The organism is Paramagnetospirillum caucaseum, assembly GCF_000342045.1.
In the GTDB taxonomy this organism is placed as follows: domain Bacteria; phylum Pseudomonadota; class Alphaproteobacteria; order Rhodospirillales; family Magnetospirillaceae; genus Phaeospirillum; species Phaeospirillum caucaseum.
Genome location: NZ_AONQ01000017.1, coordinates 30881 through 50986, shown reverse-complemented (window position 1 = coordinate 50986; position 20106 = coordinate 30881). Strand labels below are relative to the sequence as shown.

The 20106-nt window shown below is 63.5% G+C and carries 23 protein-coding genes and 2 pseudogenes; 16 read left to right on the top strand and 9 right to left on the bottom strand.

Annotation, left to right across the window (positions count from 1 at the left end; translation table 11 throughout):
- Positions 1-42 precede the first annotated feature (42 nt).
- The 6 genes and pseudogenes from H261_RS08200 to H261_RS25995 form a co-directional block, all read left to right on the top strand.
- A complete protein-coding gene (locus H261_RS08200) occupies positions 43-651 on the top strand; it encodes a BON domain-containing protein (protein ID WP_152426776.1) in 609 nt (202 codons plus the stop codon).
- Entirely contained in the window at positions 651-1499 is an 849-nt protein-coding gene (locus H261_RS08195; RefSeq protein WP_008616359.1) for a transglutaminase family protein, read from the top strand. Before H261_RS08200 ends, H261_RS08195 begins: the two co-directional genes overlap by 1 nt.
- Before the next feature lie 16 nt (positions 1500-1515).
- Positions 1516-2481 carry a glutathione synthase gene (gene gshB, locus H261_RS08190; RefSeq protein WP_008616357.1) on the top strand — a complete coding sequence of 322 codons (966 nt, stop codon included), beginning with the start codon at positions 1516-1518 and terminating at the stop codon, positions 2479-2481.
- Between the two features lie 773 nt (positions 2482-3254).
- The gene (locus H261_RS08185; protein WP_008616356.1) at positions 3255-3395 is read left to right on the top strand and encodes a hypothetical protein; all 141 of its coding nucleotides are present in this window, start codon (positions 3255-3257) and stop codon (positions 3393-3395) included.
- A complete protein-coding gene (locus tag H261_RS24755) occupies positions 3388-3828 on the top strand; it encodes a hypothetical protein (RefSeq protein WP_152426775.1) in 441 nt (146 codons plus the stop codon). Before H261_RS08185 ends, H261_RS24755 begins: the two co-directional genes overlap by 8 nt.
- Positions 3825-4487 (top strand): annotated as a pseudogene (locus tag H261_RS25995) (magnesium chelatase domain-containing protein); the annotation flags it as partial. The gene H261_RS24755 and the pseudogene H261_RS25995, both read left to right, overlap by 4 nt.
- A 3-nt stretch (positions 4488-4490) precedes the next feature.
- Here the strand turns inward: H261_RS25995 and H261_RS08175 are convergent.
- Entirely contained in the window at positions 4491-6239 is a 1749-nt protein-coding gene (locus tag H261_RS08175) for a recombinase family protein (RefSeq protein WP_008616354.1), read from the bottom strand.
- A gap of 289 nt (positions 6240-6528) precedes the next feature.
- On the opposite strand from H261_RS08175, the gene H261_RS08170 reads away from it, so the two are divergent.
- The 5 genes from H261_RS08170 (at position 6529) to H261_RS08145 (ending at position 10073) form a co-directional block, all read left to right on the top strand.
- Positions 6529-7242, top strand: a complete 714-nt coding sequence (locus H261_RS08170) for a hypothetical protein (RefSeq protein WP_152426774.1) — start codon at positions 6529-6531, stop codon at positions 7240-7242.
- Positions 7233-7649 carry a hypothetical protein gene (locus H261_RS24750; protein ID WP_152426773.1) on the top strand — a complete coding sequence of 139 codons (417 nt, stop codon included), beginning with the start codon at positions 7233-7235 and terminating at the stop codon, positions 7647-7649. The genes H261_RS08170 and H261_RS24750 overlap by 10 nt, the downstream gene beginning before the upstream one ends.
- Positions 7639-7935 (top strand): hypothetical protein, encoded by a 297-nt coding sequence (locus tag H261_RS08160; protein ID WP_008616349.1) that lies wholly within the window; start codon positions 7639-7641, stop codon positions 7933-7935. The genes H261_RS24750 and H261_RS08160 overlap by 11 nt, the downstream gene beginning before the upstream one ends.
- Complete coding sequence (locus tag H261_RS08155; RefSeq protein WP_008616347.1) at positions 7928-8803, top strand: hypothetical protein; 876 nt, start codon at positions 7928-7930, stop codon at positions 8801-8803. Before H261_RS08160 ends, H261_RS08155 begins: the two co-directional genes overlap by 8 nt.
- A gap of 607 nt (positions 8804-9410) precedes the next feature.
- Complete coding sequence (locus H261_RS08145; RefSeq protein ID WP_008616345.1) at positions 9411-10073, top strand: recombinase family protein; 663 nt, start codon at positions 9411-9413, stop codon at positions 10071-10073.
- 55 nt (positions 10074-10128) lie between these two features.
- On the opposite strand, the gene H261_RS08140 is transcribed toward H261_RS08145, so the two are convergent.
- Positions 10129-10338: a hypothetical protein gene (locus H261_RS08140; RefSeq protein ID WP_008616344.1), complete on the bottom strand. Its 210-nt coding sequence runs from the start codon at positions 10336-10338 to the stop codon at positions 10129-10131.
- 443 nt (positions 10339-10781) lie between these two features.
- Between H261_RS08140 and H261_RS08135 the strand changes: the two genes are divergently transcribed.
- Together H261_RS08135 and H261_RS08130 are read left to right on the top strand one after the other, a co-directional pair.
- A complete protein-coding gene (locus H261_RS08135) occupies positions 10782-11504 on the top strand; it encodes a response regulator transcription factor (protein WP_008616343.1) in 723 nt (240 codons plus the stop codon).
- Positions 11505-11670: 166 nt separating this feature from the next.
- Positions 11671-12450, top strand: a complete 780-nt coding sequence (locus H261_RS08130; RefSeq protein ID WP_008616337.1) for a hypothetical protein — start codon at positions 11671-11673, stop codon at positions 12448-12450.
- Positions 12451-12473: 23 nt separating this feature from the next.
- Here the strand turns inward: H261_RS08130 and H261_RS08125 are convergent, their stop codons facing one another.
- The gene (locus tag H261_RS08125; protein WP_008616335.1) at positions 12474-12986 is read right to left on the bottom strand and encodes a phospholipase D family nuclease; all 513 of its coding nucleotides are present in this window, start codon (positions 12984-12986) and stop codon (positions 12474-12476) included.
- Between the two features lie 191 nt (positions 12987-13177).
- Here H261_RS08125 and H261_RS08120 point away from each other — a divergent pair, with 191 nt between their 5' ends.
- From H261_RS08120 to H261_RS08110, 3 genes and pseudogenes are all read left to right on the top strand, one after another.
- The gene (locus H261_RS08120) at positions 13178-14419 is read left to right on the top strand and encodes a hypothetical protein (RefSeq protein WP_152426772.1); all 1242 of its coding nucleotides are present in this window, start codon (positions 13178-13180) and stop codon (positions 14417-14419) included.
- A 205-nt stretch (positions 14420-14624) separates the two neighbouring features.
- Positions 14625-15506: pseudogene (locus tag H261_RS08115) on the top strand (YifB family Mg chelatase-like AAA ATPase); the annotation flags it as partial.
- A 151-nt stretch (positions 15507-15657) separates the two neighbouring features.
- Positions 15658-16263, top strand: a complete 606-nt coding sequence (locus H261_RS08110) for a hypothetical protein (protein ID WP_235062894.1) — start codon at positions 15658-15660, stop codon at positions 16261-16263.
- Between the two features lie 126 nt (positions 16264-16389).
- Here H261_RS08110 and H261_RS08105 read toward each other — a convergent pair whose 3' ends face one another.
- The 6 genes from H261_RS08105 to hisB form a co-directional block, all read right to left on the bottom strand.
- Positions 16390-16758 (bottom strand): histidine triad nucleotide-binding protein, encoded by a 369-nt coding sequence (locus H261_RS08105; RefSeq protein WP_008616319.1) that lies wholly within the window; start codon positions 16756-16758, stop codon positions 16390-16392.
- Positions 16759-16781: 23 nt separating this feature from the next.
- Positions 16782-17111 carry a phosphoribosyl-ATP diphosphatase gene (locus H261_RS08100; RefSeq protein WP_008616309.1) on the bottom strand — a complete coding sequence of 110 codons (330 nt, stop codon included), beginning with the start codon at positions 17109-17111 and terminating at the stop codon, positions 16782-16784.
- A 94-nt stretch (positions 17112-17205) separates the two neighbouring features.
- The gene (gene hisF, locus H261_RS08095; RefSeq protein WP_008616308.1) at positions 17206-17964 is read right to left on the bottom strand and encodes an imidazole glycerol phosphate synthase subunit HisF; all 759 of its coding nucleotides are present in this window, start codon (positions 17962-17964) and stop codon (positions 17206-17208) included.
- Between the two features lie 4 nt (positions 17965-17968).
- Positions 17969-18688, bottom strand: a complete 720-nt coding sequence (gene hisA, locus H261_RS08090; RefSeq protein ID WP_008616301.1) for a 1-(5-phosphoribosyl)-5-[(5-phosphoribosylamino)methylideneamino]imidazole-4-carboxamide isomerase — start codon at positions 18686-18688, stop codon at positions 17969-17971.
- 2 nt (positions 18689-18690) lie between these two features.
- On the bottom strand, positions 18691-19341 hold the full coding sequence (gene hisH, locus H261_RS08085; RefSeq protein ID WP_008616300.1) for an imidazole glycerol phosphate synthase subunit HisH: 651 nt from the start codon (positions 19339-19341) through the stop codon (positions 18691-18693).
- Positions 19338-19937, bottom strand: coding sequence for an imidazoleglycerol-phosphate dehydratase HisB (gene hisB, locus H261_RS08080; protein WP_008616299.1), 600 nt, complete (start codon positions 19935-19937; stop codon positions 19338-19340). Before hisB ends, hisH begins: the two co-directional genes overlap by 4 nt.
- Positions 19938-20106 lie beyond the last annotated feature (169 nt).

Below are 20106 nucleotides of genomic sequence, written 5' to 3'. Positions count from 1 at the left end.
CACTGGGGGTGAAATCCTGTGCCTTCCATGATGGAGTGTCCCGTGACTGGGGTTCGACCGCTGTTCAATGCCCTGCTGATCGCCGCCCTGGGCGGCCTGCTGTCCGGCTGCGCCGCCACCGTGGTGGGAGCCGGCGCCACCGCCGGCGTCGCCGCCGCCGAGGAGCGCGGCATCGAGGGCGCCATCGACGACGTCAAGATCAGGGCCGAAATCAATCACTTGTGGTTCCAGAAGGATGTGGAGATGTACCGCAAGGTCACCCTCAACATCTCGGAAGGCCGCGTGATGCTGACCGGCATGGTGCCCACCGAGCAGGCCCGCGCCGACGCGGTGCGCCTCTCCTGGCAGGTGGGCGGCGTCAAGGAGGTACTGAACGAGGTCAAGGTGGTGCCGGCCGGCGAATCCGGCTGGGATCAGGCGGGCGACCTGTGGATTCAGAACAAGCTGAAGGCCCGGCTGCTCACCGACGGCGAGGTCAAGAACATCAACTACATCGTCGACGTGACCGATTCGGTGGTCTATCTGCTGGGCATCGCCCAGAACGGCGCCGAGCTCGACCGGGTGATCGCCCATGCCCGCGACGTCAGCGGGGTGAAGCGGGTGATCAGCCATGTGCGCCTGAAGACCGATCCCCGGCGGAACGGCGGCTGATGTCCGAGGCCGCCGCCCGGGTCCGCGACCGTCTGACGGCCTTCGGCCGGATGGAGGACCGCGACCTGGACCCGGCGGAACCGGCCCTGCTGCTGGCCGCCCTGGGGCGGGCCGGCGGCCGGGAGCCCCTGGACATCGCCCCCTATCTCGCCCTGCTCGACCGCATGGCCGCCGAATTGCGGGACGAGGCCGCCGGCTGCCCCGACGCCGAATCCCTGGCGCTCTGCCTGTTCCACCTGCTGGGCCGCCGCCACCGCTTCCACGGCGACGAGGGCGACGACGAGGATCTGGGCGATCTCGACCTGCTGACCGTCATGGACCGCCGCCGGGGCGGCAACGACGCCCTCGGCCTGTTGGCCCTGGCGGTGGCGCGGCGCGCCGGCATGGTGGCCGAGGGACTGGCCTTTCCCGCTCATTTCCTGCTGCGCCTCGGCCTCGCCGACGGCAGCCGGGCGATCGTCGATCCCCTGGGCGGTGGGCAGGCGCTGGCCCCGCCGGATCTCAGGGCCATGCTGAAGGCCGCCGCCGGCCTGGAGGCCGAGCTGGAGCCCGCCCATTACGCCGCCATGAGCAACCGCGACCTGCTGCTGCGCCTGGGCAACGCCGCCAAGCTGCGGCTGTTGCGCCTGGGCCATGTGGAGCGCGCCCTTTCCATGGTGGAATCCCTGCTGCTGGTCGCCCCCGACGCCCCGCTGCTGTGGCGCGAGGCCGGACTGATGCACATGCGCCTCGACCATGTGCATCAGGCGGTGGCGGCGCTGGAACAGTTCCTCGGCCGCACCTCCAGCGCCCAGGCCAAGGCCCGCACCCTGGCCCTGCTGGCCGAACTCAAGCGCCGCATGCACTGAACAGAAGGACCCGACCATGAGCCTTGCCGTCGCCATCCAGATGGATCCCATCGAGTCCATCGACATCGATGCCGATTCCACCTTCGCGCTGGCGCTGGAGGCCGAGAAGCGCGGCCATGCCCTGTTCCACTACCTGCCGCGCGACCTGGCGCTGCGCGACGGCAAGGTCCTGGCCCGGGTGCGGCCGCTGTCGGTCCGCCGGGCCAGGGGCGACCACTTCACCTTAGGGCAGGCCAGGACCGTCGACCTGGCCGGCATGGACGTGGTGCTGATGCGCCAGGACCCACCCTTCGACATGGCCTACATCACCGCCACCCACCTGCTGGACCACATCCATCCCCGCACCCTGGTGGTCAACGACCCCACCCATGTGCGCAACGCCCCGGAAAAGCTGCTGGTCACCCATTTCGGCGGCCTGATGCCGCCCACCCTGATCACCTCGGACCGCGAGCAGATCATGGATTTCCGCGCCGAGCACCGGGACATCATCGTCAAGCCGCTGTTCGGCAACGGCGGCGCCGGCGTCTTCCACCTGCTGCCCGGCGACGAGAACCTCAATTCCCTGCTGGAGATGTTCACCCAGCTCTACCGCGAGCCGGTGATGGTCCAGCGCTACCTGCCCGAGGTGCGCCAGGGCGACAAGCGCATCATCCTGGTGGACGGCGTGGCGGCGGGCGCCGTCAACCGCGTGCCGGCCGAGGGCGAGGCCCGCTCCAACCTGCATGTGGGCGGCACCGCCAAACCCAGCCGGCTGACCGCCCGCGACAGGGAAATCTGCGAGGCCATCGGCCCGACCCTCAAGGAACGCGGCCTGATCTTCGTGGGCATCGACGTGATCGGCGACTACCTCACCGAGATCAACGTCACCTCGCCCACCGGCATCCAGCAGATCGATCGGTTCGATGGCGTGTGCATCGAGGGCCTGATCTGGGACGCCATCGAGCTTCGCAGGGCGGTTTCATCCGGCCCGGCAAATACCTGATATTCCTTTATAAGCCATCCGAACGGTCAACGGATGCAGTTGCGCGGAGCCGTATCGCGGCCCTGCGACTGCGTTTGTGGTTGAAGGAATCGGGCCAGGGAGGCCATTCAACTGCATTCGCGGTTGCGGCACCGGCGGCGATGTCCGTGAAGGAAACGCCGGGTGGGGCGCCAAAGGGCGGTTAAAGGTATTCCCCCGGTGTTTATTCCTACTAACCGCCTCGGCAATCCCGGCTCCGTCACCGCGCCGTCATCGCCGCGCCGCACCCCCGCCGGACGGCGCCTCCGGCCCCCTGCATCTTTCCGGCGATCAGGCTCTTTCACCCCAGGAGACCGTCCGGGCGGTCCCGTCGCCGTTCCAGGCCGTGCCGGAATGCCGACCGGGCGTCCGGTGACGCCGCCGGGAGTATTGCCGCCGGTCCGGGATGGCCGGCGCAACGGGACCATCGGGACCGGAGGGACAGGGGACGCCGCCACCCGCCGCCCCGAACCCGGCCGACGCCTTCCGCATCCCGCCAAGCGACCCCGATCTCCCCCCCTCCTCCTCTTCCCAGCCGACTTTTCCGCGCCGGAAGGTCCCGGTCCCGGCCATCGGGACTCCACCCGAGCCTGCGGGCGAAACGAATCCGCGGCCCCGGTGAGCCAACCCGGGAGCCGGCAACGTCACTCTTCCTCAGGTTGTGGATCGGGTGGATCGGCGGCCCCCCTTGGAAGCGCTAGCATCGATTGTATCCACTGGCTATGATTGCCCGTGTTCCACCGGATGCCGTCCCCATGACCACCCGCACCAGCACCGTCGCCTTTTCCGGCATCGACTGCCTGGACATCGATGTCCAGGTGCAGGTGGCGGCCGGCCTGCCGGCCTTCACCCTGGTGGGACCATTTACACCAGTTTGGGGATGTTCCCATGATTGACCCAGAAGCAGTGAAAGCGTGGACGCCGATAGGCATTGGAATAATGGGTTATTGTATTGTGGTCTGGGGCTGGTTCAGGACCGCTAGATTGAACAGAGAAAATGAAATTTTTAAGCAACGGCTTGCAATACGTCTAGAACAGCGAATGAAAATGTACGAAAAGGTAATCAACTCAATAATTCCTATAATTGATCACGCAAACGGGCATGGCGAGCAGCCAGATCTAGGGATGCTGTCCCTTGGCGATGCACACTTGTTTGTAAATCTATATGGAACGGACAAGGAGATATTAACGTACAGGAAATTTGTTGACATCACTAACACGAGACAAAGAACTTCTAGCCAGATCACAATTTCTGCCGACGAAATGAATGCGGTTATTACTCTCTTTAGAATAAATTTGAGAAACGAATTGAATTGCGACAAACCATGACCACCCACGCCCCAACCGTAGCCTTCTCGGGCATCGATTGCTTGGATATCGATGTTCAAGTCCAAGTCGCTAACGGGCTTCCTTGTTTCACCCTGGTGGGCCTGCCCGACAAGGCGGTGGGGGAAAGCCGCGAACGGGTGCGCGCCGCCTTCAACGCCATCGGCCTGGCCCTTCCCCCCAAGCGCATCACCGTCAACCTCGCCCCCGCCGATTTGCTGAAGGAAGGCAGCCATTTCGACCTGCCCATCGCGCTCGGCCTGCTGGGGGCCATGGGGGTGATCCCCGCCGACGAGATCATCGGCTATGTCGCCCTGGGCGAGCTGGGCCTGGACGGCTCCATCGCCCCGGTGGCCGGGGTGCTGCCCGCCGCCATCGCCGCCAATGCCAGCGAGCGCGGGCTGATCTGCCCGCAATCCCAGGGCCCGGAGGCCGCCTGGGCGGGAGAGGTCGAGGTGCTGGCCGCCCCCTCGCTGCTCGGCCTGATCAATCATTTCAAGGGCAGCCAGATCCTCGCCCGTCCCGCCCCCCGGCGCATGGAGGATGATGGCGCCTTTCTCGACCTCAAGGACATCAAGGGCCAGGAATCGGCCAAGCGCGCCCTGGAGGTGGCCGCCGCCGGAGCCCACAACCTGCTGAGAGTACGCACTCCACAACTAGGCTTCTTACATCTCAGGAATTGGAACTCGACCACCAATCGCCTGAACCTGCCGCACGTCACCAACAGCGGAACGCAGCATTTCAGCAAACACCCGAGCGACTGCCGCCGGATCGTCCACCAGCCGAATGCTCAATGTCCGGTCAGGATTGACCACCACCTGATCCACTAAAGCCTTCACGACGAACACCACGTCGGAGTCCTGTCCCTCCCCGGCCTCGGTCGCTGTCATGCTCCTCATGCCGGCCTCGATCCGATTGACGATCTTGTCCAGTTCGGCCCCACTCACGATAACGCCCGTATCGAGGAGGGACTTCTGATCCATCAAGGCTGAGAGAGCCGAGGCAGCGCGCTGGCGTTCGGCCCTTGCCCTGTCGTTATCAGCGACTAAGTCTGGAATGCTCGCACGTTCCACTTCCATTTCATCAAGCCGCCCAAGAATGGCCTGCTTTTCCTTCCACACCATCTCCGCCCTGGCCAGCTCTGCTTCCTTCTCCTCGATATTCTGCGTGAGCTGCCGCCGGTCACGGAGCGATTGACCCATAACCAGCTCCCTGATCTTGGCCGGGCCACCGATGCGGTTCTCAATGAAGCCCTTCACCGCGGCCTTCACCTCGTTGTCCACCTTCACCATCTGGAGATACGGCCCCTTGCAAAGCTTGCCGGTTTTGCGGGCGTGGCAGACGTAGTAATGCACACCCTTGGAGTCGGTGTGGAAATAGTTCTTACCGCAGGAACCACAGACGATTTTGCTGACCAAGAGCCACGGGGTTACTGGTCGCCGCCCTGGTCGCCGTCCAGGCTCTCTCCTGGTCTCCTTGGCCTTCGCGGCATCGTTAAATTCTGACTCCGTAACGATTGGGCCTCCGTGGATCACCAGCTTTACGGTTTCCCTTTTCGGAACGGGGTTTCCATCTTTATCCTTCCGCTCGGCGGCCCATAGCCAACCGCATGCGGCGCTGTTGTCCAGAACCCGAGCCACGGTTCTCGATTGCCATTCAGGAATGCCGTCTACCCTGGCACCATTCTTCTCCAACCAGGCTGTAAACGCGCCCACGCCACCATCGGCTTCGATCAGGGCCGGTCGCATTCTCCGGGTGGTGCCGTCCGGGAGAACCACCTTCACCTCGGGCGGCGGCACCCGATCTTGGTTCAGACTGCGGGCGATCTGCGTCCGCCCCATACCGCCGGTGGTACAGGAGCGGAAGATCCGCCGCACCACATCGGCTTCACCTGGGCACTTCTCCAGCGACTTGTCGGCCCGCTTCCGGTAACCGAACGGCGCTTGGCCGTTGACGAACACACCAGCGGCCCGTTGGCGCTCTTTCGGCGGAATGGTTCGTTCTCCCATGCGCTCGATTTCTCGGGCCGCGATTGCAATCAGCACACCCAGGCGGATCGTGTCGTTTAGATCACCCTCCTTAACGGTGTAGGTGGTGATGCCCACGTCCTTGAGATCCCCGACTGCGTTGACGGCAGCTCGGAGAGTTCGGCCAATGCGGTCCACAGACCAGATAAACAGACAATCAAACTCGCGCCTCCTACCGGCCGCCATCAGGCGCAAGAAATCAGGGCGATCATCACGGCGTCCCGACATGACATCTTGAAACTGGAGATGTTCAGGAACCTCGTACCCCTGCCGGCGGGCCTCAGCCAAGCATTCCGCAAGCTGGCTGTCCAAGGACGACTTGTTGGGACCGGATTGGGCCGCCGTGGACACACGGCTATAGATCGCGGCGATCTTTCGAGTGGACATGCTGATTGCTCACATTGGGATACATCATCGCGAGATTGTGTCAGCTAGACGGCTTTGGTCAACCCGCTTGGGTCAGAAATCAGAAATGTGGTTTAGTCATAACTAATAGCTAATATGTATTTCATGGAAAGTTAGACAAAAATTGTCAAAATAAGAAACAGCTTAAACAGATAAGAAGTACGTATCTCAATATCTACAATGGGGCAAAACCTCTTGATTTCTGCCATTTTTGACAACTAGTTTCTTCATCGGTACTATCATGCGAACTTCACTTGTTATGGAGGCTCGCATGCCTTACTTGCACATCCCCGCTCTCGCAAACACCCGTGAGCATCCCCGCCTTGGATGCCCGACCTTCGCTGGCATCACCCTGTCCGAGGCAGCCCCCAGCGCCGAAGCGTTCTTCACCAGCGCCGGGGTCTTGAAGGCCGCCCTGACCGGCGCCCAGGCCACCGCCGCCATCATCGCGGAGATCGCCGCCCTGGCCGGCGAGGTCGAAGCTGCCCGCGCCCGCACCGAACGTCCGATTGCCGATGCTGCCCGGTTCACCTCCGAGGCGGGCCTGCTGGCCGACATGCCGCTGGTGGGGAATGAGCGGGCGACCATCATGGGCTTTGCCTCGATGATCGCCGCCGCCCTGGAGGGCACCGCCATCAATAGCGGCACGACCTCGCCGGTCACTTTCTTCAAGAGCGTCCGGCACCTGGCCCACGGCCTGGACGGCAAGGGCATCGACGCCGCCGTCCAGAGCTTCGACCGCGCCTTGGCCGGCCATGAGGCCGCCACCACCAAGCTCAAGGCCGCCCATGCCAAGCTGCTGGAACTGGCCGCACTGGCGGACGATGGCGCGAACCGCGACCGGGTCTCGATGCTGAAGGCCAGCATCGACTTCAAGCGCCGCTTGCCCCAGGCCCTCGACGAACTGGCCGCCGGTCGCGAACAGGTGGTCGCCGCGCTGGCCCGGTTCGACCTCGCCCTGACCACCTTAAAGGAGTGCGCGTGATGGAGAGTTTCGGCATCGTCATCAAGTCCGCCAGCGGCAGGTTCTTGAGCCCCGCTGCCAGATGCGCCATCCGCCTGGAAGTGGGTCTCCTTGGCCGTTCCTTTCCCGAAGTCGCCGGGCGGTATGGCATTGGCCGCCAGCGGGTTGGTCGGATGGTCAAAGGCATTCCCAGCTATGGCGGTAGCGACGCCTCCATGAATGAGGTCATTGCCGCCGCCCGTGCCTGCTGGAAGAACGAAAATGGCCGGCGGTCCTCCGAGGCTGGCTGGACGCTCGTCCTTCTCGACGCCCTGGCCCTGGCCATCGGCGATCCCCGTCTATCGTCCAGCGCCTTCTTGAATGCCGCCATCGCCCATGCCGGCGTCGGCATCCATCGTGTCCTTGAGGAGAACAACCATGTCGGTTGATACCCAGCGCCTCGCCCAACTCCGAGACCGTCAGCGGCAGGCCATGTCCGTTGACGACGACACGATCCTGAGCGATGCCGAGATTACCGAGCTGGTCTCGTTGGAGCGCCAGCACGAAGCCGAGCAATCCCAAATCCGAGCCACGGCCCGGCGGGAGGTCGAACAGCGCAAGGTCGAAGCCGAGCGGCAGGAACGCCGCAACGCCACCGCCTTGCCCTATCGACGCCCGACGTCTTTGCCGGGTCGTGGCCTGGATGCCATCCGCAAGGGCCTGGGCCGTGCCTGACGAACGCCCCGGCCTCGCCGGTCTCGACAACAACATGATGGACCGCATCGAGCGGGGCCTGTTGACGAAGGTCGAGGCCGCCCGGCTGCTGGGTGTTTCCAAACAAGCCGTTTCTAAGGGCCTACAGCGCCGTAGGGCCAAGGCCGCTGGGGCAGTAGCGCCCGAACCGGCCAGGACGACTCCAGCCCCGGCGGATCGCCCGCCAGAGTCCCAGCCGCAACAGGTGGCCACCGCCTCGCCCGCCGAACGGAGCGACCATGCAAATGAGACTCAGGCGCAAGCCTTCGACGAAGCCGAGCGATGGGCGGAAATCGGAGGTCAGTCCTGGCGTGGGTTGGCCCATGCCTACGCCGCAGTGGTCGTGGAGGCCCGCGATCAGGTGGTGGCGGGCCGGGGCAAGATTGGGCCGGTCGCCATGAATGGTCTGGTCCGGTCGCTTCGCGAGAGCGAAGAGGGCCTTCGTCGGCTCGGGCTTCTCCCCGCCATCGCCGGTGGGAACCAGGACAACGACAAGCCCGCTAATCTGGTTATCACCGTCCTCAGTCCGGCTGAGGAGGACGAGATCCGAGCCGAGATTGCCGAGCGTGCTGGCGAGAGCCTGGACAACACCGCCGCGGACTCTCCCATCGAACCTGCACCGCCGGTCGCGGCTCCGTCCGCTATGATCCCCGGCACCCTGCCGACGCCCGAGAACTTCCGGGCATGGCTTGAAACTGAGGCCCATTTCAGGGGCACCAAATGGCTCAAGCAGGTCGTGGGCGCCCTCGGCGGGAAGATCAGCCACTCCAAAGCCGACCTGATTGCCGAGCTGCTGCGTCTGACGGACAGTGACCCCGAGAAACTTCAGCCCCTACAGGTGCCAGCATGATACCCGAAGAAAGACTCCTCTGGTCGGCGATCATCGCTCAGGCGGTCAAGGACGCCCGAGGCGAGGGAGGCACTGCGACAGGGGCATTACCCTGGCCGGGGTACGATGCCAAAGCGGAGGCGTTGGAGTGGATCTTCGGCACGGCCACCGGCTTCGAGCTGGCTTGCGACTTCGCGGAGGCCAACCCGGATTTGGTCAGGCGCATCGTCTTGACCCCGCCATTCCGCACCCCTCGTCCAGCCGCCGGTGGATGGTCCGCCAGGAAGGCCAAGGAGGCAGAACAGCAGGTCGCCCAAATCCCCTTGGCCGCATAGGGCCTAAATGCCGACAGTCCCGGCCAGGACTGCCCCAAAGCAATTCCAGACCCACACAAGCATTCCCACGCGGGCATCTCCTCCGTGTCTGGTATAGATCGCGATAAATTTGAAAATAGCGGGTTACCAGCAGGGAAAATACCTGTCATCACATAAGTCAACGAGCGTTGATTACTGTGATGACCAAGGAGAACCCCAATGAAACATGCTCTCGACTTCCAATGGGCATTCCACCGCTCCTATGTCGGCATCGTCCGCGTTCGTCGCTGCAAGCTCTGATATTGGAGGGGACTATGGCAAACGGGAAATTCATCAGCTACTTCCGCGTCTCGACCGAGAAGCAGGGCAAGTCCGGCCTGGGCCTGGAAGCCCAGCGCCAAGCCGTCATGGGCTTCCTCAACGGCGGCGAATGGGAACTCCTGGCCGAATACGTCGAGATCGAGAGCGGCAAGCGCAACGACCGGCCCCAACTCACCCTGGCGCTCAAGGCGGCGCGGAAGGCCGGTGCCGTTTTGATCGTCGCCAAGTTGGATAGGTTGGCCCGCAACGTCGCCTTCGTCTCGAACCTGATGGAGGCCGGTGTGGATTTCGTGGCCGTGGACAATCCCCACGCCAACCGCCTTACCTTGCACATCCTGGCCGCCGTGGCTGAGGACGAGGCCAGACGCACAAGTGAGCGCACCCGTGCCGCCCTGGCCGCCTGCAAAGCTCGCGGCAAGACTCTGGGAGGCCGTCGCACAGAAGGCCAGTACGAGGCCAGCGCAGCAACACGCATTGCCGCTGCTGATCTTCTGGCCGCGAACGTGCGCCCCATCATCAGCGACATTCAGCGTGCCGGCATCGTCGGCTATGGCGCTCTAGCCACGGCCCTCAACAGCAGGGGCATCAAGACGGCTAGAGGCGGTTCCTGGCATGCCGAGTCCGTCCGGCGCGTCATGCTGCGCACAGAGGCATAGGCCAAACGAGAAGGGCGCCGGATCATCTCCGACGCCCCTACTGGTCAACCTCGGGTCAACCTCGGGTCAACTCCGGGACCATGGCCAACAGCTTCTTCTCAAGCTCGTTGCTCGTCTCAACGATCTGCAAGCCGCTCACATGCTCGTCGCTCAAGTCGAGCGTGCCATGCTTGATCATCTCGTGAAGAAGTGCGACGCAATTAGACGCACTCAAGTCCGTACCGGCAAAGCGATTATCATTGAAGGTGATGGTGAAGGTGTTCATGGCTGCCTCTTCAAGTCATACAGCAATTGCGCTGCATCACTGTTCTATCACGAAGCAACACATTTGCCTAATATGCGAGTGCTTACTTAGATCGCGGCCGCATCACTGCCATTGCTGCTTTCATCAATAGTCAAGAAAGTTATTTGCGTTTATGCGAATATTTGTTTTCCGCCAGCAAGAGCGCATAGAGGCCCTACCCCCGCCCGGCCCATGAAGGGGTCGTGGATAAAAAAACCATGGGTGGGTACCAGGCGGAGGGTGGTCGTCTCATTGGCCGGAGGGGCCGGCAAAATGGTCAACCCGAATGGCATGGCTCCAGGATTGGCGCTCAGCAATCCCATATCAGAGAACAACCACCATCAATTAGTGCATTGAACATACTCCTTCTGATGTTAGTTTGTGCTCTTGATGTACCAATTGAGTTGATCGAGTGGTGAGTTGATATGGCCAATGTCATCGTTGTAGATGACGATCCTGATCTGTGCCGGTCGGTCGCCCGTTATCTTTCTCTCGTCGGCATGACTGTCCAATGCGCAGGCTCCGGTCCAGAGCTTGACGCCTTGCTGCCGACATTTACCCCCGACCTGGTGGTGCTCGATGTCAACCTGCCGGGGGAGGACGGATTTTCCATCGCGGCGCGACTGCGGTCCAATTCCAAGATGGGCATCGTCATGCTGACCGCGCGTAGCCACCTCGACGACCGGGTGTTGGGCTTGGTCGCTGGAGCAGATGCATATCTGATCAAGCCGGTGGAGTTTCGTGAGCTTGAAGCAACCATCCATAGCCTGATGTGGCGACTGAGCACCACCAACCGCACTGCACGACAAAAAGCAGGCGAAGACGAACAAGCCGCATGGGGCTTCGATGCTTCCACTTGGTCACTGATCACGCCATCCAGTCATATGGTGCCTTTGACAAACGCCGAATATCGGGTTCTTCAGATACTGAGCGCTGATCCGGGGGAGCCGGTTTCGCGTGAAAGCATCGCTTTCGCGCTCGGGAAGAGAGTTGGCAGCTATGACGACCGGAGCATCGACGCTGTAATGGCCAGACTCCGCCGCAAGATCAAAACCATCTCGGGAGAAAACCTGCCGATTAGGGCTGTGCGGGCGGTGGGGTATGTCTTCGCAGCTCCGGTAGGTCGTCCTATCAAAGAAGATGCCTGATTAACGATCAGATAGAGGGTGCCGGTTTCGCTTGTCATTCCGTGGAGTGCCCGGTGAACAACCTAGGAATAATTTGTGGCTGGCCACCCAGGCGCTGATAGCCCCATTGATGCTCTGTCTCAGTAGTATAAGATGGTTGCCTATTACAGCAGGATGGGCATGCGATATGGCCGACAAGAAGATTGAAGGCGTTCAGTCCATCGAAGCCCTGTACGCCCTCATTGAGCACAATCGTCTTACCGATGAGGTGGTGGCAGAACGGGTCTTCCAGAACGAGGTCAACGCCGCCATCAACACCATCACCGAGATTAGCACCGTGGCCAGCGCCCGGATTATGACGGACACCCAGGTCGCATCCGCCAAAATCCAGATTGATGCGGAGGTCCAGGCAGCCCGTCTGGCTGCTGATGCGGAAATGGCTGTTGCAAAGATCAAGTCTCGCGGCGGTCGCCAGTCCCAGGCCAGCGTGAAGGCGGCGATTGTCGCAATCGGGAATGCACAGTCGGAACGATTATCGGATGCCGGCAAGCAGTCAATTCACGAGATGGTGATTGAGGCGGAAGCCGCCATCGCCAAGCTCCGGCAACTTGCGGATGCTGCCATAGAAGAAATCCACCGATATGCCACCAACACGACGGCGCGAATGCAGGCCGCCGCTGTTGCCACCGCCAGGATGAAGGCTTTCCAAACAGAGGAGCACACTCGCGACGAGATCGTTGCCGAAGGAGCCAAGGCGGCAGATTTTGTGTCCCTGGCTGCCGAGAGTGCGTCTCGGGTAGTCCAGCAGAGCCTGGATGCCACATTAAGGAACATCCGGGCAGTGACCGACGAGGCATGCGCTAACATCAAGTCATCTGTGGAGAATGCGGTGGAGCGCATCGAAGCCGCTCGGATCAAAGCCCAGGCCAGAATTGATGAGGCGGTGCGTCAAGCCACGAAGACGTAGGGCGAGGGCTCGTCCACTCGTATTCAGCGGCCCTCATATCGTTCCGAATGATCCGCGTGGCGGTGCCAATTCTCGACGTAGCGCCTGGCCACATCCTCACCGGCCAGTATCACGACATTCTCCGCGTTGCGATCCTGGGCAGCCTTGGTGAAGTTGAACGACCCAGTGACCACCCGCTTACGGTCTATCACCATAGTCTTGTTGTGGGCAATGGCGTGGGCGTCATCAATCAGCACCGGCACCTTGGCAATCACCAGCGTGTCGGCTGCGATCTGGGATTTCTTCTGGCCGGTCTGGCTCTGGTCGAGAATGACCCGAACGTCCACACCTCGGCGGCGGGCATCGGCAAGCGCCTTGGCGATCTGTGGCGAGGTGAAGCTGTACGCCTGCACCAGCACCTCGCGCCTGGCCTGCTCCACCTCATGGACGATCAGGCCGGTGCAGTCCTCGCCGGGGGTGAAGCAGGTTGCCGCGACATCGGCGGCGATGGCCGGAACTGACCCAAGAACCAGGCTGAAAGCCAGAGCCAGCCTCAAATTTGCTATTCGCATTTTGCCACGCTATCGTAAATGTGATTGAGGCCGAGCGTTGACGCGCCCGGCCTCGGTTGCACAGTGAGGAGCCGCACTGTGCGTGGATATGTCCTGTATTCGAGGAGTCTAGCTGAACTCCTCGGCCCGCGCAAATCGCCCTAGCTGTGCTCCCTATGACGACGAGGAGCACCAGCATGACCACCTTTTTCCCCATAAAGCCAACACGCCCGAAACGGCGGCTGGCCCCTTACAAGAGTTACGACAAGAGCCGTGGAAAAACCCCCGGTCTTCTCAGTTCCAGGCATGACCCAATAGCGGCTGAACGCCTTGACCGGCTTGAGTTTGCGCGTTGCCTGCCCAGGACCATGCAATCACGTCAGGCGGCAGCCCTGATAGTGTTTCTTAGCCACACCAACCACCCCACCATCACCCACGCCAAAAAGACCACCCCCATCACCTTCCCGAAATGGGACCGGCTATCGCAGCAAGAGAAGTGGGCGCTCTACGCGATGGGATCGGTGGAAGCAGGCATTCCCCTCAACAAGGCCGTGACCCTGCACCTGCGATCCGAGGAAATCTATCTCGCTCAATTGAAGGGCTATGGTCCTGCCAGGTTGGTCGGCAGCATCATCAACGCGAAGCTGGAACCGATCTATCGCCGGGCGAAGCTACACCTCTCCTACGCCTACAAGATCGAGGTCGAGCAAGCCTATGATCCTGATCACAAGGTGATGCTCTGCCGACGCGAAACGGATCGGGTCGATTTCCACGCCACCATCCTGCTCCATGTTCCAGATGCCCTGGTCGAGAAGGTCGAGGAGGTCTTCGCCGCCTATGCCGCAACCACCCGCCAGGTAATCCGCCAGTACCATACCGGCAAGCGGGCTCACATCGCCGACATCGGTATGGATCGCCAGTGGAATGGTAAAAATGCCTCCCGTCGTAGGGGCCTTCTCGGCAAAGCCGACTACGCGGGCAAGGACTTCCACAAGCTGGACGATGTGGCCGGTTGGGAGAAGCAGCACTATGCCTCTCCCCTCGACCTGAGGAAGCTCTGTCATGCCAGCACCGACGTGGTCGCCACCGCCAAGGCGCTCTATACCGAGTTGGTATCCTGGCTCACCCTGTCCGGTCCCGAAGCAATCGACCGGGCCAAGGGCCTGCCCTCCGCATTCTCGGCATTCGCCGTCAACGAGATTGAGACGGTCGAGCGGATTGCCAGCACCAGGCCGGACATTCTCGACATGATGAAGCGGGTACAGACCGACGAGGACGCTGTCTCCTATCTGGCCGGCGGGTCCACCAGCATGTCGTCGCCGGTATTGCCGTCATCAGGATCGGACGATAGCCCTCTCGTCAGGATGCTCAAGGCGCCGGTGGCGGACGATGACCCGACCTACGTAATGCTGAAGGCGATGATCCTGAAGGACACATAGCCCGCCGGCCAGACAATCCCCGATCCAGGCCATCACCAACGGGTGTCCGAGAATAGCCGGGTGGGCGTGAGGGCCAGATACAGCCCTCCTGACTCCCAGGATGGGCCTTCCAGCCCCGAAGCCGTTCGCGACATGCCGACGTAGACGGCAAGCATCTCGGGCCTTCCAGGGGCCGGAAATCGCATCTAGTTGTGCAGTGCTGTATCTGCTGATGATGGGGCCGCCCGGCTCGGGCAAATCCATGCTGGCCGCCCGCCTGCCCGGCCTGCTGCCGCCGCTGGAGCCCGCCGAGGCCCTGGAGGTCAGCATGATCCACTCGGTGGCGGGTCAGCTGGCCGAGGGCCGCCTGCTGACCCGGCGCCCTTTTCGCGATCCCCATCATTCCGCCTCCGTGCCCGCGCTGGTGGGCGGCGGCATGCGGGCCCGGCCGGGCGAGGTGTCGCTGGCCCATAACGGCGTGCTGTTCCTCGACGAGCTGCCCGAGTTCCAGCGCGGCGCCCTGGAAGCCCTGCGCCAGCCCCTGGAATCGGGTCGCGCCGTGGTGGCCCGCGCCAACGCCCACGTCACCTATCCCGCCCGCATCCAGCTGGTGGCCGCCATGAATCCCTGCCGCTGCGGCCATCTGGGCGACCCGGCCCTGGCCTGTTCCAAGGCCCCCAGATGCGGCCAGGACTATCAGTCGAAGATTTCCGGCCCGCTGTTCGACCGCATCGACCTGCATGTGGAGGTGCCGGCGGTCAGCCCCGCCGACCTCTCCCTGCCACCGCCCGCCGAGGGCTCGGCGGAGGTGGCGGCGAGGGTCGCCGCCGCCCGCACCCTGCAGCTCGACCGCTATCGCGGCACCGGCATCCGCACCAATGCCGAGGCCGACGGCGAAGCGCTGATGCGGGTCGCCACCCCCGACGAGGCCGGACGCCGCCTGCTGGCCGAGGCGGCGGAGCGCATGCGCCTGTCGGCGCGCGGCTGGCACCGGGTGCTGCGCGTCGCCCGTACCCTGGCCGACCTGCAGGGCGCCGAAACGGTCGGACGCCTGCAGGTGGCCGAGGCCCTCTCATACCGAAGGCTGATGCCCGGCCGCGCCGGTTGAGACCTATTGCCCTATGACCTCTGTGGCATTGCGCCTTTTGCGTGCCCGGCCCCATGCTCGGACAGCCGGTGAGAAATGGGGTCTACACCCGATGAATGCCTGTGCACCGATGAACGGCCCGACGGGAAAGCGGCGTTGCCACGACATGGCGATGATCGTCAGCGACGTGATCATGACGCTGGTCCGGGAAAAGGCCCGGGACGGCAAGGTGAGCCTCCACGACCTGGAGCGCATCGCCACGCTGATCGGCAGCGGCAGCATGGTGCTGGACAGCGCCTATGTGCATCAGGAAGAGGCCTGCCGCAAGTTCCACCAGCTGCCCAAGGGCAATGTGGGGGCGCGCTCCAATCCGTTCCACCGCCTGATGGTACGGCCCTTCGAACACCTGCTGGCCGGCGACGATCTGGTGCTGCGGCGCGACTACCTGCCCCATTATTTCGAGTTCCTGGAACACGCCCTGGAAAAGCGCTTCGAGGCCTTCGAGCGCCATTGCCGCACCATCATCCAGGCGCTGATGGTCATCCACGGCAACAACCTGACCTGGGACCAGTTCTATGCCGATGGCCGCACCGTCAAGACCCTGCAAGGGGCGCTCAAGCTGCTGCGCGCCTATCTGGACGGGCCGGAGGGCCAGCGGGTCTGGCATGCCTGCATGATGCGCCCCATGGGCGACCTGCCCCAGCCCTCGGTCGGCCAGGTCAACCATATCCGCCAGGTCCTGCTGGAAACCGCCCGCGGGCTGGAAGCGGCGGAATAGGCGGGTGAAATAGTGGACTGCCGCTTGGGGCCAGCGGCCCCAAACCTTATTCATTTCATTTAGGAAATAAAGGAAGGGTTCGGGAGACATGCCTCCCGATGGGGCCGGGGCGACGGCCCGCCTTGCCTACGCTCCCGTTCGGGGCAGCATGTGGCCCAGCTTGCAGCCGCCGAAGATGTGGATGTGCAGATGCGGCACTTCCTGGTGGCCGTTCTCGCCGATATTGCTGAGCATGCGCCAGCCGTCCTCGGTCACCCCCGCCATCTCGGCCACCTTACCCACGGCGCGCACCAGACCGGCGATCTCGGCATCGGAGGCCCGCGCCGAGAAATCATTCATGGAGACGTAGGCACCCTTGGGGATCACCAGGATATGGACCGGCGCCTGGGGATTGATGTCGTGGAAGGCCAGGGTGTGCTCGTCCTCATGCACCTTCTTGCAGGGGATTTCCCCCCGCAGGATGCGGGCGAAGATGTTGTTGGAATCATAGGCCATGGCTCTCTCCCTTGCAGGGGCCGTCACTTCTTGGCGCGCGACTTCTTCTCGTCGATGCCCGAGGTGCCGGTGCGCCGGGCCAGTTCGGCCCACACCTTGGCCGGCTCGACGCCGCAATCGGCCCACAGCACCAGCAGGTGATACAGCGTGTCGGCGCTTTCGCCCACCAGCTCGTCCCTGCCCTCGGACAGGGCGGCGACCACGGTCTCCACCGCCTCCTCGCCGAACTTCTGGGCGATCTTGCCGCGCCCGCGGGCGAACAGCTTGGCGGTATAGGACTTGTCGGGATCGGTGCCCTTGCGGCTGGCGATCACCGTGTAGAGTTCTTCGAGAATCCTGCTGTCCTGGGCCAAGGCACCCTCTCTTTAATTATTCCAGACCGTCATCGTCCCCGGACCCCTGCCTAACAGATGACGGCGGGCCTGTCACCCCTTCAGGTCCCCAACCTCAGGGGCGCACGGGAATTCCGGCGGCGCGCATGTGCGCCTTGGCCTGGGCGATGGTGTAGGTTCCGAAATGGAAGATGGAGGCGGCCAGCACGGCGGTGGCGTGGCCGTCGCGGATGCCCTCTACCAGATGGTCGAGATTGCCCACGCCGCCCGAGGCGATCACCGGCACGGTGACGGCATCGGCCACGGCGCGGGTCAGCGGAATGTTGAAGCCCTGCTTGGTGCCGTCGCGGTCCATGGAGGTCAGCAGAATCTCGCCCGCCCCGTACCCGGTCATGCGCCTGGCCCATTCCACCGCGTCGATGCCGGTGGCGTTGCGGCCGCCATGGGTGAAGATCTCGAACTTGCCCGGCGCCACCTGCTTGGCGTCGATGGCCACCACGATGCACTGGCTGCCGAATTTCTCGGCCGCCTCGCGCACGAATTCGGGGCGGTGCACGGCCGCCGTGTTGATGGACACCTTGTCGGCCCCGGCCAGCAGCAGCTTGCGGATATCGTCGTTGACCCGCACGCCGCCGCCCACGGTCAGCGGCATGAAGCAGGCCTCGGCGGTGCGGCGCACCACGTCGTAGATGGTGTCCCGGTTCTCGTGGCTGGCGGTGATGTCGAGGAAGGTCAGCTCGTCGGCCCCGGCCCGGTCGTAGAGCTTGGCCTGCTCCACCGGATCGCCGGCGTCGACCAGATCGACGAAGTTGACCCCCTTGACCACGCGGCCGTCCTTGACGTCCAGGCAGGGGATGATGCGCATCTTGAGCATGGACTCAGGCCTTCAGGAGGGCGATGGCCTGGGCCACGTCGATGCGCCCGTCATAGATGGCGCGGCCCGAGATGACGCCTTCCAGCTTGGGATAAGCCTTGAGCGCCCTGAGATCGTCCAGCGACGATACGCCGCCCGAGGCGATCACCGGAATGGAGATGGCATCGGCCAGGGCCGCGGTGGCCGCCACGTTGGGGCCGGCCAGCACGCCGTCGCGGTCGATGTCGGTGTAGATCAGGGCGGCGACGCCGCAATCTTCGAACTTGGCCGCCAGTTCCAGCACGGTGAGGTCGGAGGTCTCGGCCCAGCCTTCCACCGCCACCTTACCGCCCTTGGCGTCGATACCCACCGCCACCCGGCCGGGAAAGCGCCGGCAGGCCTCCCTGACCAGGTCGGGATTCTTCAGGGCCACGGTGCCGAGGATCACCCGGCGGACGCCGCGCGCCAGCCAATCCTCGATGGTGGCCATCTCGCGGATGCCGCCGCCCAACTGGACCGGGACCGTAACGGATTTGAGGATGCCGTCCACCGCGGCGCCGTTGACCGGCTTGCCGGCGAAGGCGCCGTTGAGATCGACCACATGAATCCACTCGGCCCCGGCGGCGGCGAAGTCGCGGGCCTGGGCGCCGGGATTGGTGTTGAACACCGTGGATTCCTCCATCAGGCCGAGCTTGAGCCGAACGCAGGCGCCGTCCTTGAGGTCGATGGCGGGAAAGAGAATCATCTTTAAGGAGCCCACGTCAGGAAGTTGGAGATCACCTTGAGTCCCGTCATCTGGGACTTCTCGGGATGGAACTGGGTGCCGACCATGTTGTCGCGGCCGACCACCGCGGTGACCATCCCGCCATACTCCACATGGGCGAGGCGATGGGCGGGATTGGCCGGCTCGAACTTGTAGGAATGGACGAAATAGGCGTGGGCCTCGGAATCCAGGCCGGTGAGCAACGGATGGGACAATCCGTCGGATATCAGCTGGTTCCACCCCATGTGCGGCACCTTGAGCCCCTGGGCCTCAACGCCCAGCGGCACCACCTCGCCGGCGATCCAGCCCAGGCCGGCATGCATGCCGTGCTCGCGCCCGATGCTGGCCATCAGTTGCATGCCGACGCAGATGCCGAAGAATGGTGTGCCCCGCGCCAGCACCCGCTCGGTCAGGGTCTCGGCCATGCCGGGCAGCGCCATCAGCCCGGCGCGGCAATCGGCGAAGGCGCCCACCCCCGGCAGTACGATGCGCGCCGCATTTTCCACCACCTTGGGATCATCGGTCACCGCGACGGTAAAATTCAGCCCGGCCTCGGCCACCACCCGCTCGAACGCCTTGGCGGCCGAACGCAGGTTGCCCGAACCGTAATCGATGATGGCGATGGTGCCGCTCACAGCGACCCTCCCAGCGTCCCCTTGGTCGAGGGCACGGCGTCGGCCTTGCGCGGGTCGATCTCCACGGCGTCGCGCAAGGCGCGGGCCAGGGCCTTGAAGCAGCTTTCGACAATATGGTGGTCGTTGTCGCCGTAAAGGTTTTCCACATGCAGGGTCGCCCCCGCCGCCCCTGCAAAGGCCTGGAACCATTCCTTGAACAGCTCGGTGTCCATGGTGCCCAGCTTGTCGCGGCCGAAGCTTACCTTCCAGATCAGGTAGGGACGGTTGGACAGGTCGAGCGCCACGCGGGTCAGCGCCTCGTCCATGGGGACGTAGGCCGAGCCGTAGCGGCGGATGCCCTTGCGCTCGCCCAGGGCCTGGTTGACCGCCTGGCCGATGGCGATGCCCACGTCCTCGGTGGTGTGGTGGGCGTCGATGTGCAGGTCGCCCTTGGCCTCCACCTCGAGATCCATCAGCGAATGCCGGGACAGCTGCTCCAGCATGTGGTCGAGGAAACCCACCCCGGTCTTGACGGCGTACTTGCCGCTGCCGTCCAGGTCGATCGCGACCTTGATGCTGGTCTCGGTGGTATTGCGCGTGATGGCAGCCTTGCGCATGGGGACCTCCTTAATTCCGCCCCGTTTAGTATCAGGAATGACGCCCGCATGCCAGTCCGACCCGCCGCAAGCAATCGGACATTCCCAGGATTATGTCTTCTGCCTCGGATTGCCGAATACCCGTTTCGCCTGTATGATGCTCGCCTTCCTTCTTTCGATTGGATGCGGG

What these genes read in the sequence shown, in the direction of transcription:
- H261_RS08130 (WP_008616337.1), top strand. Translation starts at nt 11,671, where the DNA reads ATGGCCGACAAGAAGATTGAAGGCGTTCAGTCCATCGAAGCCCTGTAC.
- H261_RS08145 (WP_008616345.1), top strand. Translation starts at nt 9,411, where the DNA reads ATGGCAAACGGGAAATTCATCAGCTACTTCCGCGTCTCGACCGAGAAG.
- H261_RS08120 (WP_152426772.1), top strand. Translation starts at nt 13,178, where the DNA reads ATGACCACCTTTTTCCCCATAAAGCCAACACGCCCGAAACGGCGGCTG.
- H261_RS08105 (WP_008616319.1), bottom strand. Translation starts at nt 16,758, where the DNA reads ATGGCCTATGATTCCAACAACATCTTCGCCCGCATCCTGCGGGGGGAA.
- gshB (WP_008616357.1), top strand. Translation starts at nt 1,516, where the DNA reads ATGAGCCTTGCCGTCGCCATCCAGATGGATCCCATCGAGTCCATCGAC.
- H261_RS08170 (WP_152426774.1), top strand. Translation starts at nt 6,529, where the DNA reads ATGCCTTACTTGCACATCCCCGCTCTCGCAAACACCCGTGAGCATCCC.
- H261_RS08110 (WP_235062894.1), top strand. Translation starts at nt 15,658, where the DNA reads ATGATCGTCAGCGACGTGATCATGACGCTGGTCCGGGAAAAGGCCCGG.
- H261_RS08175 (WP_008616354.1), bottom strand. Translation starts at nt 6,239, where the DNA reads ATGTCCACTCGAAAGATCGCCGCGATCTATAGCCGTGTGTCCACGGCG.
- H261_RS08140 (WP_008616344.1), bottom strand. Translation starts at nt 10,338, where the DNA reads ATGAACACCTTCACCATCACCTTCAATGATAATCGCTTTGCCGGTACG.
- H261_RS24755 (WP_152426775.1), top strand. Translation starts at nt 3,388, where the DNA reads ATGATTGACCCAGAAGCAGTGAAAGCGTGGACGCCGATAGGCATTGGA.
- H261_RS08195 (WP_008616359.1), top strand. Translation starts at nt 651, where the DNA reads ATGTCCGAGGCCGCCGCCCGGGTCCGCGACCGTCTGACGGCCTTCGGC.
- hisF (WP_008616308.1), bottom strand. Translation starts at nt 17,964, where the DNA reads ATGCTCAAGATGCGCATCATCCCCTGCCTGGACGTCAAGGACGGCCGC.
- H261_RS08185 (WP_008616356.1), top strand. Translation starts at nt 3,255, where the DNA reads ATGACCACCCGCACCAGCACCGTCGCCTTTTCCGGCATCGACTGCCTG.
- hisA (WP_008616301.1), bottom strand. Translation starts at nt 18,688, where the DNA reads ATGATTCTCTTTCCCGCCATCGACCTCAAGGACGGCGCCTGCGTTCGG.
- H261_RS08135 (WP_008616343.1), top strand. Translation starts at nt 10,782, where the DNA reads ATGGCCAATGTCATCGTTGTAGATGACGATCCTGATCTGTGCCGGTCG.
- hisB (WP_008616299.1), bottom strand. Translation starts at nt 19,937, where the DNA reads ATGCGCAAGGCTGCCATCACGCGCAATACCACCGAGACCAGCATCAAG.
- H261_RS08160 (WP_008616349.1), top strand. Translation starts at nt 7,639, where the DNA reads ATGTCGGTTGATACCCAGCGCCTCGCCCAACTCCGAGACCGTCAGCGG.